At 69.1% G+C, this 13,850-nt stretch carries 11 protein-coding genes; 5 read left to right on the top strand and 6 right to left on the bottom strand.

The window, feature by feature from the left end; genetic code table 11:
* Positions 1-273: 273 nt before the first annotated feature.
* Positions 274-1,152: a succinate--CoA ligase subunit alpha gene (sucD, locus tag ACF1A5_RS27350; protein WP_392195546.1), complete on the bottom strand. Its 879-nt coding sequence runs from the start codon at positions 1,150-1,152 to the stop codon at positions 274-276.
* Between the two features lie 11 nt (positions 1,153-1,163).
* Positions 1,164-2,294: an ADP-forming succinate--CoA ligase subunit beta gene (gene sucC, locus ACF1A5_RS27345; RefSeq protein ID WP_392195545.1), complete on the bottom strand. Its 1,131-nt coding sequence runs from the start codon at positions 2,292-2,294 to the stop codon at positions 1,164-1,166.
* Between the two features lie 291 nt (positions 2,295-2,585).
* On the opposite strand from sucC, the gene frc reads away from it, so the two are divergent.
* The 3 genes from frc (at position 2,586) to ACF1A5_RS27330 (ending at position 7,547) form a co-directional block, all read left to right on the top strand.
* Positions 2,586-3,845 (top strand): formyl-CoA transferase, encoded by a 1,260-nt coding sequence (frc, locus tag ACF1A5_RS27340; protein WP_392195544.1) that lies wholly within the window; start codon positions 2,586-2,588, stop codon positions 3,843-3,845.
* 4 nt (positions 3,846-3,849) lie between these two features.
* Positions 3,850-5,982: an acetate--CoA ligase family protein gene (locus ACF1A5_RS27335; protein ID WP_392195543.1), complete on the top strand. Its 2,133-nt coding sequence runs from the start codon at positions 3,850-3,852 to the stop codon at positions 5,980-5,982.
* A gap of 176 nt (positions 5,983-6,158) precedes the next feature.
* Complete coding sequence (locus tag ACF1A5_RS27330) at positions 6,159-7,547, top strand: OFA family MFS transporter (RefSeq protein WP_392195542.1); 1,389 nt, start codon at positions 6,159-6,161, stop codon at positions 7,545-7,547.
* Positions 7,548-7,733: 186 nt separating this feature from the next.
* Here the strand turns inward: ACF1A5_RS27330 and ACF1A5_RS27325 are convergent, their stop codons facing one another.
* Positions 7,734-8,411, bottom strand: coding sequence for a GntR family transcriptional regulator (locus ACF1A5_RS27325; protein ID WP_392195541.1), 678 nt, complete (start codon positions 8,409-8,411; stop codon positions 7,734-7,736).
* 353 nt (positions 8,412-8,764) lie between these two features.
* Here ACF1A5_RS27325 and ACF1A5_RS27320 point away from each other — a divergent pair, with 353 nt between their 5' ends.
* The gene (locus tag ACF1A5_RS27320) at positions 8,765-9,736 is read left to right on the top strand and encodes a 2-dehydropantoate 2-reductase (RefSeq protein ID WP_392195540.1); all 972 of its coding nucleotides are present in this window, start codon (positions 8,765-8,767) and stop codon (positions 9,734-9,736) included.
* A gap of 476 nt (positions 9,737-10,212) precedes the next feature.
* Here the strand turns inward: ACF1A5_RS27320 and ACF1A5_RS27315 are convergent, their stop codons facing one another.
* A complete protein-coding gene (locus ACF1A5_RS27315) occupies positions 10,213-10,722 on the bottom strand; it encodes a CGNR zinc finger domain-containing protein (protein ID WP_392195539.1) in 510 nt (169 codons plus the stop codon).
* Between the two features lie 36 nt (positions 10,723-10,758).
* Here ACF1A5_RS27315 and ACF1A5_RS27310 point away from each other — a divergent pair, with 36 nt between their 5' ends.
* Complete coding sequence (locus tag ACF1A5_RS27310; RefSeq protein WP_392195538.1) at positions 10,759-11,460, top strand: hypothetical protein; 702 nt, start codon at positions 10,759-10,761, stop codon at positions 11,458-11,460.
* A 155-nt stretch (positions 11,461-11,615) separates the two neighbouring features.
* Here ACF1A5_RS27310 and ACF1A5_RS27305 read toward each other — a convergent pair whose 3' ends face one another.
* Together ACF1A5_RS27305 and ACF1A5_RS27300 are read right to left on the bottom strand one after the other, a co-directional pair.
* Positions 11,616-12,317, bottom strand: a complete 702-nt coding sequence (locus tag ACF1A5_RS27305) for a hypothetical protein (protein ID WP_392195537.1) — start codon at positions 12,315-12,317, stop codon at positions 11,616-11,618.
* Between the two features lie 660 nt (positions 12,318-12,977).
* A complete protein-coding gene (locus tag ACF1A5_RS27300) occupies positions 12,978-13,646 on the bottom strand; it encodes a LysE family translocator (protein WP_392195536.1) in 669 nt (222 codons plus the stop codon).
* Between the last annotated feature and the right edge of the window lie 204 nt (positions 13,647-13,850).

The following is a 13,850-nucleotide window of genomic DNA, read 5'->3' as shown; positions in this document are numbered from 1 at the left end:
CGCGCGGTGGGGCGCGTCTCGTGGTGGTTGCGTGTCGCGCGGTGGGACGCGTCTCGCGGATCGCGCGAGGGCGGACCGCGTCAGGAATGGTTCGCACGAGGGCAGTTCGTGCCCGAACACGGTTGGCGCGAAGGCGGTTCGCCTGGAGACGAGTTCCCGCGAGAACGGTTCCCGTGGGGACGGTTCGCGCGAGATGGGCGGACTGGGGACGAATGGCTGTAGCGGGCGGGATGCCGGTCACCGCCCGGACACTACGAGTGGGGCCGGGTGACGTCAGCCGCCGATGGCCTCCAGGGCCAGCCGGGCCGTTTCGGTCGGTGTGCTTCCCACCCGCACGCCGACGGCCTCCAGGGCCTCCTTCTTCGCCTGGGCGGTACCGGAGGAGCCGGAGACGATGGCGCCGGCGTGGCCCATGGTCCTGCCCTCGGGCGCGGTGAAGCCGGCGACATAGCCGACGACGGGCTTGGTGACGTGCTCGCGGATGTAGGCCGCGGCGCGTTCCTCGGCGTCGCCGCCGATCTCGCCGATGAGGACGACGAGTTCGGTGTCGGGGTCGTCCTCGAATGCCTGGAGGCAGTCGATGTGGGTGGTGCCGATGACGGGGTCGCCGCCGATGCCGACGCAGGAGGAGAAGCCGATGTTCCGCAGTTCGTACATGAGTTGGTAGGTGAGCGTGCCGGACTTGGAGACCAGGCCGATCCGGCCGGGCTTGGTGATGTCGGCGGGGATGATGCCCGCGTTGGACTGTCCGGGGCTGATCAGCCCCGGACAGTTGGGGCCGATGATCCGGGTGCCCTTGTCCTTCGCGTACGAGGTGAAGGCGACGGCGTCGTGGACGGGGATGCCCTCGGTGATGACGACCGCCAGGCCGATGCCCGCGTCTGCGGCCTCGGTCACCGCGGCCTTGGCGAAGGCGGGCGGCACGAAGAGGACGGAGACGTCGGCGCCGGTCGCCTCCATGCCCTCGCGGACGGAGCCGAAGACCGGCACGCTGCGGTCGTCGAAGTCGACGCTCTGCCCGGCCTTGCGCGGGTTGACGCCGCCGACGACCTCGGTGCCGGCGGCGAGCATCCGGCGGGTGTGCTTCACGCCCTCGGCGCCGGTCATGCCCTGGACGAGGATCTTGCTCTCCTTGGTGAGAAAGACGGCCATGTCCGGGCTCCTTACGAGGCGTTGGCGAGGTCGGCGGCGCGCTGGGCGGCGCCGTCCATGGTGGTGGCCTGCTGGACGAGCGGATGGGCGTGCTCGTCGAGGATGGCGCGGCCGCGGGCCGCGTTGTTGCCGTCGAGGCGGACCACGAGCGGGCGGGTCAGCTTGACGGTGTCCAGGGCCTGGACGATGCCGTCGGCGACCGCGTCACAGGCGGTGATGCCGCCGAAGACGTTGACGAAGACGGACTTGACGTCCGGGTCGGACAGGATGACGGAGAGGCCGTCGGCCATCACCTGGGCGGAGGCCCCGCCGCCGATGTCCAGGAAGTTGGCGGGCCGGGCACCGCAGCCGGCGATGACGTCGAGGGTCGACATGACGAGCCCTGCGCCGTTGCCGATGACGCCGACCTGGCCGTCCAGTTTCACGTAGTTGAGGCCCTTGGCCGCGGCGGCGGCCTCGAGGCGGTCGTCGTGCTCCACTGTGCCGGCTGCCCAACGGGCCTGTCGGAAGCGGGCGTTGTCGTCCAGGGTGACCTTGCCGTCGAGGGCGAGGATCTGGCCCTGGCGCGTGAGGACGAGCGGGTTGACCTCGACGAGCAGGGCGTCCTCGCGGACCAGGACCTGCCACAGCCGCATGAGGACGTCCGCGGTGCGCTCCGGGAGCCCGGCGGCAGAGGCGATCCTGGCGGCGACGGCTGAGGTGACGCCCTCCTTCGGGTCGACGGGGATGCGGGCCACCGCCTCGGGGCGCTCGGCCGCGACCTCCTCGATCTCCATGCCGCCCTCGGCCGACGCGATGGCGAGGAAGCCACCGGCTGCCCGGTCGAGGACGTAGGAGACGTAGAACTCCCGCTCGATGTCGACGGGTTCGGCGAGCATGACCTTGCCCACACGGTGGCCGCGGATGTCCATGCCCAGGATCCCGCGTGCCGTCTGTTCGGCGGCGGCCGGGTCGGCCGCGAGCTTCACTCCGCCCGCCTTGCCGCGCCCACCGGTCTTCACCTGGGCCTTGACGACGGCACGTCCGCCGAGCCTGCGGGCGATCTCCCGGGCCTCCTTGGCCGAGTCGGTGACCTCCGCGCGCGGCACCACGATGCCGTGCTCCTCGAAGAGTTCCCTTGCCTGGTGTTCGTACAGGTCCATTCCGGCTCCTGTTCAAAAATGCCGCACGCCCCCTGGACACCACCCACCGGATGCGGGATAACAAGCTTCATACAGTATTCGTCGACTGTATGCAATGTACCGCGTGGGCGGTGCACTCCCCATGAAGGGACGGACTTCGTGATGTGTGACGACAGCCTTGACCAGCAAGAACCGCGCGATGGGACGGGACTTCGTCATGCCTGACGAGGGCCGCGCGGCCCCCCTCGGACCGCCCCGGCCGCGTACGCCCCAGGAGCCACGAACCACCCGATGTACAAGTGAGGTGACCCGGTGACGACCGAAACTTCCGCGACCGCACCTGCCGGAAAGGCCCTTGACGGCATACGCGTCCTCGACATGACCCACGTCCAGTCCGGACCATCGGCGACCCAGCTGCTCGCCTGGCTCGGTGCGGACGTCATCAAGCTGGAGGCGCCGTCCGGTGACATCACCCGCAGGCAGCTGCGCGACATCCCGGACGTCGACTCGCTCTACTTCACGATGCTGAACTGCAACAAGCGGAGCATCACCCTCAACACCAAGTCGGAGCGCGGCAAGGAGCTGCTCACCGAGCTGATCCGGCGCTGCGACGTGATGGTGGAGAACTTCGGCCCGGGCGCGGTGGACCGGATGGGCTTCACCTGGGAGCGCATCCGGGAGATCAACCCGCGGATCGTCTACGCCTCCATCAAGGGCTTCGGCGAAGGCCCCTACACCAACTTCAAGGCCTACGAGGTGGTCGCCCAGGCGATGGGTGGCTCGATGTCGACCACCGGCTTCGAGGACGGGCCGCCCACTGCGACCGGCGCCCAGATCGGCGACTCCGGGACCGGTGTGCACATCGTGGCCGGCATCCTCGCCGCGCTGCTCCAGCGGGAGCGCACCGGGCGCGGGCAGCGGGTCAACGTGGCCATGCAGCACGCGGTGCTCAACCTGTGCCGGGTGAAGCTGCGCGACCAGCAGCGCCTCACCCACGGCCCGCTCGCGGAATATCCCAACGACGACTTCGGCGACGAGGTTCCCCGCTCCGGAAACGCCTCCGGCGGCGGCCAGCCCGGCTGGGCGGTCAAGTGCGCGCCGGGCGGACCGAACGACTACGTGTACGTGATCGTGCAGCCCGTCGGCTGGAAGCCGCTCAGCGAGCTGATCGGCCGGCCCGAACTGGCCGAGGACCCCGAGTGGGCGACGCCCGAGGCCCGGCTGCCCAAGCTGGGCAAGATGTTCCAGCTGATCGAGGAGTGGTCCGCCAGGCTCCCCAAGTGGGAGGTCCTGGAGAAGCTCAACGCCCACAATATTCCGTGCGGGCCGATCCTCTCCACCAAGGAGATCATCGAGGACCAGTCGCTGGTCGCCAACGAGATGGTGGTCAGCGTCCCGCACCCCGGGCGCGGCGAGTTCAAGACCGTGGGCAGCCCGCTCAAACTGTCCGACTCCCCGGTGGACGTCAGGCGGTCGCCGCTGCTCGGTGAGCACAACGAGGAAATCTTTGTCGGCGAACTCGGCCTCGGTAATGAGGAGTTGCGCCTGCTCAAGTCGAACGGAGTGATCTGACGTGATGGCCGATGACCGTCTGGAGCGGGTGCGTGCGCTCCTCGACGCCGTACGCGCCGAGGGACGTACCGGACTGACCGCCCCCGAGGGCAAGGTGATCGCCGACGCGTACGGGCTCGCCGTACCGGGTGAGGAACTGGCGAAGAACGCCGACGAGGCGGTCGCCTTCGCGGCCCGCTTCGGCGGACCCGTCGTGATGAAGATCGTCTCCCCCGACATCCTGCACAAGACCGACGCCGGCGGAGTGATCGTCGGCGTCCAGGGCGCGGACGACGTCCGCGCCGCCCACGACAAGATCACCGAGAACGCGCGCGCCTACGCCGCCGACGCCCGGATCGACGGCGTGCAGGTGCAGGAACTCCTGCCCAAGGGGCAGGAGGTCATCGTCGGCGCCGTCACCGACCCCACCTTCGGGAAGGTGGTCGCCTTCGGGCTCGGCGGCGTCCTCGTCGAGGTCCTCAAGGACGTCACCTTCCGCCTGGCACCGGTCGACGAGGCCGAGTCGCTGTCCATGCTGGACTCCATCCGCGCGGCCGAGGTGCTGCGCGGGGTGCGCGGAGGGCCCGCGGTCGACAGGGAGGCGATCGCCGAGCAGATCCGCCGGGTGTCGCAACTCGTCACGGACTTCCCCGAGATCGCCGAGGTGGACCTCAACCCGGTGATCGCCACGCCCGAGGGTGCGGTCGCCGCGGACATCCGGGTCATCCTCAGCGAGTCGGAGCCCACGCCGCGGCGCACCTTCACCCGCGAGCAGATCCTCACCTCGATGCGCCGGCTGATGCAGCCCTCGTCGGTGGCCGTGATCGGCGCCTCCAACGAACCGGGCAAGATAGGCAACTCGGTCATGCGCAACCTCGTCGACGGCGGCTTCTCCGGGGAGATCCACCCGGTTAACCCCAAGGCCGATGACATTCTGGGCCGCAAGGCGTACAAGAGTGTCACGGACGTTCCCGGTGAGGTGGATGTGGCCGTCTTCGCCATCCCCGCCAAGTTCGTGGCCGCGGCGCTGGAGGAGGTGGGACGCAAGAACATCCCCAACGCCGTCCTCATCCCCTCCGGCTTCGCGGAGACCGGCGAGCACGAACTCCAGGCGGAGATCGTGGCGATCGCCGAGCGGCACGGCGTCCGGCTGCTCGGGCCGAACATCTACGGCTACTACTCCACCTGGCAGGACCTGTGCGCCACGTTCTGCACCCCCTACGACGTCAAGGGCGGGGTGGCGCTGACCTCCCAGTCCGGCGGCATCGGCATGGCCATCCTCGGCTTCGCCCGCTCCACCAAGACGGGTGTGTCGGCGATCGTCGGCCTCGGCAACAAGTCCGACGTCGACGAGGACGACCTGCTGACCTGGTTCGGCGAGGATCCGAACACCGAGTGCATCGCGATGCACCTCGAGGACCTCAAGGACGGCCGGGCGTTCGTGGCCGCCGCACGTGAGACGGTGCCGAAGAAGCCCGTCGTGGTGCTCAAGGCCGGGCGTACCGCGGCCGGCGCCAAGGCCGCCGGCTCGCACACCGGCGCGCTGGCGGGCGACGACGCGGTGTACGACGACATCCTGCGGCAGGCGGGCGTGATCCGGGCCCCGGGCCTCAACGACATGCTCGAGTACGCCCGTGCCCTGCCGGTGCTGCCGGCACCCAAGGGCGACAACGTCGTGATCATCACCGGGGCCGGCGGCAGCGGCGTGCTGCTGTCGGACGCGGTCACGGACAACGGCCTGTCCCTGATGGAGATCCCGCCGGACCTGGACGAGGCGTTCCGCAAGTTCATCCCGCCCTTCGGGGCCGCGGGCAACCCGGTGGACATCACCGGGGGCGAGCCGCCGTCGACGTACGAGGCGACGATCCGCCTGGGTCTGGAGGACCCGCGCATCCACGCGCTCGTCCTCGGCTACTGGCACACCATCGTCACCCCTCCCATGGTCTTCGCCGAACTCACCGCGCGCGTGGTGGCCGAGTTCCGCGAGCGCGGCATCGAGAAGCCCGTCGTCGCGTCACTGGCCGGCGACGTCGAGGTCGAGGAGGCGTGCCAGTACCTCTTCGAGCGAGGGGTCGTGGCCTACCCGTACACCACCGAGAAGCCGGTGGCGGCGCTGGGTGCCAAGTACCGGTGGGCCAGGGCCGCGGGGCTGCTCTGATGCGACGTCCGATGGCGGGCCGCGAGAACGAAGGGCAAGGGGGCGGTACATGAGGACGTGAGGTGAACGGGGCGGCCGACAGCGCGGTCGGCCGCCTCCTGCTCCCATACGCGCACGAAAGGCATTTGGACAGGGGGCGCTGGCCAGAGCTTTCGAACGCAAGGGGTTCAACTGACATGACAACTACCGATTCACCCAGAATGGTCCCTTACCGGGAGGTCACGGACGCCAACGGCCGCGTGTACCGCATCGGCGAGACCGACCGGGACATCCTCGGTCATCCACGCAAGCTGATGATGTGGCTGCCGTGGGTCGCGATGATCGCGATCAGCGTCTTCGAATACGCCTACGGCTCGGCCGAGGACACACTGTCCAAGGCGCACGGCTGGACCCAGAGCAACACCTTCTGGATCCTGAGCATCTGGGTCTTCTTCCAGGCCGGCATCGCCACACCTGCCGGGTGGCTTCGGGAGAAGGGCATACTCAAGGCACGGCAGGCCATGTACATCGGCTCGGTGATGTGCCTCATCGGCTTCCTGGCGCTGTCGCATCTGCACAACGTCTGGATGGCGATCCTCGGCTTCGGCGTGATCGGCGGCATCGGCGCCGGCGCGATCTACGCCACCTGCATCAACATGGTCGGCAAGTGGTTCCCCGAGAAGCGGGGCGCCAAGACCGGCTTCGTGAACGGCGGATTCGCCTACGGCGCCCTGCCCTTCATCTTCATCTTCAACTACGCCTTCGACACCTCGAACTACAACACCGTCCTGGACCTCGTGGGCCTCTACGTCCTGGCCGCCGTCGCCATCTGCGCGTACTTCTTCAAGGACCCGCCGAAGAACTGGTGGCCCGCGGACATCGACCCGCTGACCCACACCAGCAACAGGAAGAACACCAAGAGCCTCGAGAAGAACCCTCCGGCGGTACGGCAGTTCACGCCGAGGGAGGCCCTCAGGACGGCCCAGCTGTACCTGATGTGGATCTCCATCGTGATGACCGCGGGAGTCTCGATCTTCGGCATCTCCTTCCAGGTCGACTACGCCAAGCAGATCGGCTTCGGCCCGCTCGTCGCGGCCTCCTCGATGGGCATCATGTCCGTCGTCAACGGCATCGGACGTGCGGTCGTCGGCTGGCTGTCCGACTTCTGGGGCCGCAAGACGACCCTCGTCTTCGTGATCGTCGTCCTGGGCCTGGCCCAGTTCGGTGTGATCTGGGCCGGCAACACGCACAACGAGTTCCTGTTCCTGGCGTTCGCGTTCCTCTCCGGCTTCGGCAGCGGCGCCTTCTACCCGATGTTCGCGGCGCTCACGCCGGACTACTTCGGCGAGAACTACAACGCCACGAACTACGGGATGGTGTACAGCGGCAAGCTGGTCAGCGGCCTGTTCGGCGGCGGCCTGGGCTCCATGGTCGTCGCCGCATGGGGTTACAACGGCGCCTACGCGCTGGCCGGCGGCATCTCCATGGTGGCGGCCGCCATCGCCCTGCTGCTGCGGCAGCCGGGCCGCCGAACCGCCAGGTCCATCGCACCCAACCCGCAACCGCTGGGCGAGGAAGTGGCGTGACGTCCCAGCGGCTCACCGCCACGCACCGTCCCCACGACCCGTGAGCCGTACGCCCGTCGGCGGCCAAGCCCGAGGCGGTCCTTTCCCCCTGGGGAGAAGGACCGCCCTCGGCCGCTCCCGACGGGCGCTGCCCGGTCGGTCGCCGCAGCACGGCCGGCTTCGCGCCGGGTCTCGCCTTCGGCGACCCTAGTCGCACGCCCGTTCGTGGTACGACCGGCGGGTGTGCTCGGCGTGTTCGCGCATCAGGCGAGCGGCGCATTCCTCGTCGCGCCCGGAAATGGCCGCGATCAGTCCGCGGTGCTCCATCCAGGAGCGCCGGCCGCGCCGGCGGGCGACCGGAGTGTAGTACCAGCGGACCCGGCGGTCGACCTGGCCGACGAGCCCCTGGAGGACCGCGTTGCCCGCCAACTCCATCACTTCGGCGCGGAAACGGGCATTGAGCGCGACCGCGCTGTCGACGTCGTCGTCGGCGACGGCCTGCGCGCCCGCCGTGCAGATCTTCTTGAGCTCGGCAACGCCCGCATCGTCCGCATGGGCGGCGGCGAGCCCGGCCGCCTCCGCTTCCAGGAGCGTACGCGCGGACAGCAGTTGGCCGGCCTCCTCGTCGGTGGGCTGGTGAACGAACGCGCCCTGTGCAGGCCGCAGGTCGACCCAGCCCTCGGTGTTGAGCCGCTGCAGCGCCTCCCGCACCGGCTGCCGGGACACTCCGAGGTGGCCCGCGAGCTCGCTCTCGACGAGGTGCCGGCCGGGGCTCAGGGCGCGGGTCGTGATCAGGTCGAGCAGCGCCTCGTAGACCCGGTCGCGCAGCGGACCTGGTCGCCGCAGCTTGGGCACCGCCCCATGCGCCAGTCCAGTCGACAACATCGCGAAGTCCCCTCTGAACGGCGCCGGGACGGGCAGCAGGAAGTCGGCAACCGATTGACTATCGTCTACAGTCTACGGCGAACTTCCGCCCGACAAAGGGACTGGGCCCGGTCGTACGCCCGATAGGCGCCCGACGCCCGAGACGCACCGTTCGGCCACTCGCCTGCGTCAGGACCCTTGCCGCTCCATCTTCCATACTGTAGACAATATTCAGTCGAGTTCTTCGCTCGACAAGCACATCACGGCAGTCATGCCGAACCCCCTTCACCTCCTTGGCCGTTCGCCGTATTCCCCAGGCCTCCCCGGAGGTTCACCGAAGTTCCTCGGTAACCCTCGACCGAACGGAGCTCCTTGTGAAAGTCGCCATTCTCGGCGCCGGTGCCATCGGCGCCTACGTCGGTGCCGCCCTTCATCGCGGAGGCGCGGACGTGCATCTCATCGCCCGTGGACCCCATCTCGCTGCCATGAGGCGCGGCGGGGTGCGCGTCCTCAGTCCGCGCGGTGACTTCACCGCGCGCGCCCACGTCACGGACGACTCGGCCGAGATAGGCCCGGTCGACTACGTGTTCATGGGCCTGAAGGCGAACTCGTACGCGGCGTGCGGGCCGCTGATCGAGCCGCTGCTGCATGACACCACCGCCGTGGTGGCCGCTCAGAACGGCATTCCCTGGTGGTACTTCCACCGGCACGGCGGTCCCCACGACGGGCGCCGCCTGGAAAGTGTCGACCCCGACGGCGCGGTCAGTGCGGTGCTCGCGCCCGAGCGGGCGATCGGCTGCGTGGTGTACGCGGCGACCGAACTGGAGGCCCCCGGTGTGGTGCGGCACGTCGAAGGCACCCGGTTCTCCATCGGCGAGCCGGCGCGCGGCGCCTCGCAGCGCTGCCTGGACTTCGCCGAGGCCATGCGGGCGGGTGGTCTCAAGTGCCCCGTGGAGGAGGACCTCCGGAGCGACATCTGGGTCAAACTCCTCGGGAACGTCTCCTTCAACCCGATCAGTGCCCTGGTACGGGCGACCATGCGCCAGATGGCCACGCACGGCGGAACCCGCCAGGTCATCGAGACGATGATGCGGGAGACGCTCGCGGTCGCCGAGGCCCTCGGTTGCGAGGTGGGGGTCTCCGTCGAACGGCGCCTGGCCGGCGCCGAGCGCGTCGGCGACCACCGTCCGTCCACGCTCCAGGACCTGGAGCGCGGAAAGCCGCTGGAACTCGACGTCCTGCTCCCCGCCGTGATCGAACTGGCGGAGATCACCGGCGTCGAGGTGCCCACACTCCGCACGGTGGACGCGTTGTCGGACCTGCTGGCCTTGAGGAGCACCGCATGAGGGAACCCGACCCGGTTCCCAGGAGACCGTGCGCAGGCCGTGACCCTGGGCGGGTCCAGTCTGGCGGACTTCGCGATGCCACGGGCCCAGCCTCGGTGCGCTGTTGATGTCCTTCGATTGCTGTCCTGCGGCCCGGTACGACCCGTGAGCGTGGGCAATGTCCTCAGCAGCCGCGGTCCTGGCCCGCTCTATCAGGTCCGGGGCCGCGCCGGCGGCTATCAGCCGGGAAAGAGACAGGGGCACCCCCCAGGGCTGATGCGTTCTCGCTGGGCGGGATGGGCTGATCATACGCGTGCATGCCGAGACGGTCTGGGGTGTCCGGGCTGCTGGAGGCGACGAACGCATCCCTGATGGGGGTCTCCGGACCGGAATTCAGCCAGGGCTGCTCTTCGCCCCAGGTCGTTGGCTTGGCAACGATGTGGGGAAGGCGTGGACTGAAGAGCGATTGACGATCTGTGAGGGGCGACGGCGCCGGGTCAGTCTCCAGCCTTGCGGCGGGCACGGTAGGCGGCGACGGTGGTCCGGCTGGCACAGGCGTTGGAGCAGAACCGCCGGGTGCGGTTGCGGGAGTCGTCGACGTAGAAACGCTCACAGTCGACAGCGTGACAGCGGCCGATCGTCACGGCCGGGTCGCCGCAGACGACGTGCGCGAGTGCCGCGGAGCAACTGCGTCCGAGCCAGCTGACGGCGTCCTCGCCGTTGGGAGCGAAGTGCAGATGTGGCGAGCCTTCGCCGTTGTGGTCGTTGACCCGGACAAGCGGCGGGTGCTGTTCCAGCAGGGCATTGACGGGGCCGAGCGGCCCGCCATGGGATGCGGCCTCCACCGCGTCGAGCAGCCTGGGCAGAAACTCGCCGAGCCGCTCGGGGTCCGGTTCGGCGATCCGGTGCTGGCGGAACATCTCCCGGCGCAACTCGCTCGGGCCGTCGCCGTTGACGATCTCGACAGCAAGTCGGGTCAGATTCCCGACGTAGTCGACGTAACGCACTTGACCACCTACCTCCCAGCCTTAAGAGTAGGCATCATGACTACTGATGCCGCCTACATGATGGACGGCGGAACCGCCGTCGCGCGAATGCTGCACCGTATGGGCCGGTGGGACGAGGCGCTCGCCATGCTGCCGACGGACGCGGTGGCGGAGCGGGCGGAGATCCTGGTGGACCGCTACTGGTGGAGACTGGACGGCGCCGCGGCGGCCGAGGAGGCGGTCACCGCACTCCAGCCGTCCGACCCCGTACTCGCCGGATACCTCACCGCACAGATCCGCTACACCCGGCTGCTGTTCAGCCTGGAGCCGCTCCCAGAAGACCTGCCGCAGGCTCGCGAGGAGTTCACCACCGCCACGGCCGACCGACGGCTGACCGGCTGGGCCACGTTCTGGCTCGGGGTGCTCGCCGACAACATCCACAAGGATCCCGACGCCGCCAAAACGGCCTACCGGCAGGCACTGGGGCACGCCAGGGAACATGACGACGCACTGCTGGAGTCCTACGCCGTACGCCACATCGGAGCCCACCTCCTGGAGCAGGACCGGGAACAGGGCATCGCCCAGCTGCGCCGGTCCTACCACCTGCGAGCATCCCTCGGCGTCCGCCCACAAACGGCAGCAGCGGCCCTGACTCTCGCCGGCGAACTGCCCCCTGGAGCCGAAACCGACATGCTCCGCGAGACATCCGGCCTGACCGCCCGCGAACTGGAACTGACCTGGCTACTACGCGCTCTTTGACGGCACGTCGTCATGCACGTCCCCGCGAGGGCACGTGACCAAGCGGACTGCCGAACGCGCGGACCCCGCTTCCGCCGTCTCGACACGCGCCGGCGAAGGTGGGGAACACAACGGAGCAGGGGTTATCCCACACTTGAGCACCGTGTGCGGAGCGCTCAGCGGGGGGTGAGGCAGGCTTCGAGAGCGGTTCGCTGTTGTGGGGACAGGTGGTCACCGAGGGGAACTTTGCGGGGGCTGTGATCGCCCTCGCAGAGCCAGCTCTGTTCGTCATCGTCGCACCACCAGTCCGCGGCGCCCCACATGGGGTGTCCCTGGAGCAGGCGTCTGGCCAACGTCTCGCTCGCTTCGGGCGCCCCCTGAGCGGCCAGAGCCTCGGCCACCCCCGTCACGGCCTCCTCCGGAACCGCCGCGTCGCCGAGAACCGGCAGAAGAAGGAGGAGACGGGTGTGAAGGTCGGTAACGCCTGCCGCACCCGGTGGTGCCTCCAGCAGGGCGGTGAGTTCGGGCCAGCACAGCCCGGGGCCGATGCGGTCCTGATCGTCGCTGGCCAGGGTGAGATCCTGGCCCCAGTCGGGATGCGTGAGGAAGTAGTCCGTGGTCGTGAACTCCTCGCCGCTGTTGTAGTGCAGGACGATCGTGAAGCCGCCGACCAGCGGCACCGTGAACATCGGCCACGCCGACGGATTGTGGAGTTGGTCCAGCATGGCCGCGGCGTCGCCCGCATCGGAGCCGAAGGCCTCTGGCGGGTGACCCTCGGACAAGTCCGCCAAGTGCGCGGGCCAGAAGCCCGGCTCATACAAGAGCCGAAGCCCGTCCACCACGGGCGACGAGGAGTACCAGTGCCGTGCCATCACCATGCCGGGATTCTCTCCAAGCCCGGTCACCACTGTTCGACGACCCCGGCCCTCACGGCCAACCGGCTTACGGCATAGCCGCGTCAAGTGTCCGCCTAGGCCGATCCGGCCGGCGTTCCCTGCTTCGGGCCGGTTCCGCTCATGCGGCACGAGGCGGCGGGGATGGTCCTGCCTGACCAGAGCGAGGCCGTGGCCGGACGTCGCGTCGGCCGGACGTCGCATGGCGTCGGCCCGCTCAGGTGGGTACTGATCGTCGTAGTCGACGCGCGCAGCGCCCTCGACGGGAAGCACATGGCAGTAGGGGTGGTCGCCAGTCGCGTCGAAGGGATCGAAACGTTGCGTCGGCCGTCTCGCTTCTCGTTCGCCGACTGTGTCCCCCTGGCCGCTTCTTATGGGGCTTGAGATTTGGCTGCGGGCGGCCAGTTTTCCTCGTGCTCGCCCTCGGCGCGTACATCCGGCGGAGTAGGCGCGGTGATGTTCCGCTGTTCCGCGGAGCGTTCCTTCGTCTCTTCGTCGATGTGTGAGGTGTCGTTCTCCTCGGAGGTGTGCATCGTTATGACCCTTTCACCGGTTCTGCCGCACGTGGAGCACAGGTTCCCCGGGTCGGCCGCCCCACACACGCTGTCGGCATCGACGCAGTGACGCGAAGAGTGAGCAGGTATTTCAGGAGGCTGCAGCGACGCCGATGCCGATGAACAGCCAGCCGGTCGTCAGCTCCCAGCGGTGGCGGACCTTCGGGCGGGCGAGGAGGATGCGCAGGCGTACCGCGACGGCGACGAGGGCGAACCAGTAGGCGATGCCGATCAGGACGTCCAGGAGGCCGAGGAAGAAGATCTGCCGCGTTGGCGAGCCGCCGCCGTGGACGAACTGCGGCAGGATGCTCAGGAAGAACAGCGCCGCCTTGGGGTTGAGCACGTTGGTGAGGAATCCCTGGGTGAAGCCGGACCGCCATCGACCGCGGGCCGACCCGTCTACCTTTGAGGCCCGCGGCCCTGCACCGTCCCCCGGACCGCCGGTCACCTCTCGCCCGGCACGCTGCTCGCGGGCAGCGCGCCGGGCGGCCAGCACCGCCCGGATACCGAGGTAGACGAGATAGGCCGCGCCCAGCAGCTTGATGGCGTCGTAGACCACCGGAGAGCGGGCAGCGATCAGCGACAGGCCGACGGCGGCGGCGAGCATGTGCACACACAGCCCGGTCTGGGCACCCAGCGCCGCGGCCCGCCCCTTGGCGCGATGCTCGGTGGCCGATCTGACCACCACCAGGAAGTCGGGGCCGGGGACCACGTAGGCCACCAGTACGACGCCGAGGAAGCCGACGAGATCGACCGACATGCGCTTTCCCCTTCGTTGGCCTGGTCTGTTCGCCGCCCACGGTTCGTCGTCAAGAGGCTGGCGCGAGGGCTCACTCAGGCCGTAAGCATCCGCCTGCCGACCACCGAGGCGACGGCTTCGTCGAGTGTCCCGAGCCCCTGTGCCAGTTGCCCGTCCGCCACCGTCAGCGGCGGCAGACCTTGGCCGTCTCACCCTGAGGCCCGG

Origin of the sequence: Streptomyces sp. NPDC014864, from assembly GCF_043081525.1 — a bacterium.
GTDB lineage: Bacteria > Actinomycetota > Actinomycetes > Streptomycetales > Streptomycetaceae > Streptomyces.
Note: the sequence above shows the minus strand (reverse complement) of the source record. Positions and strands in the feature narration are given on the sequence as shown.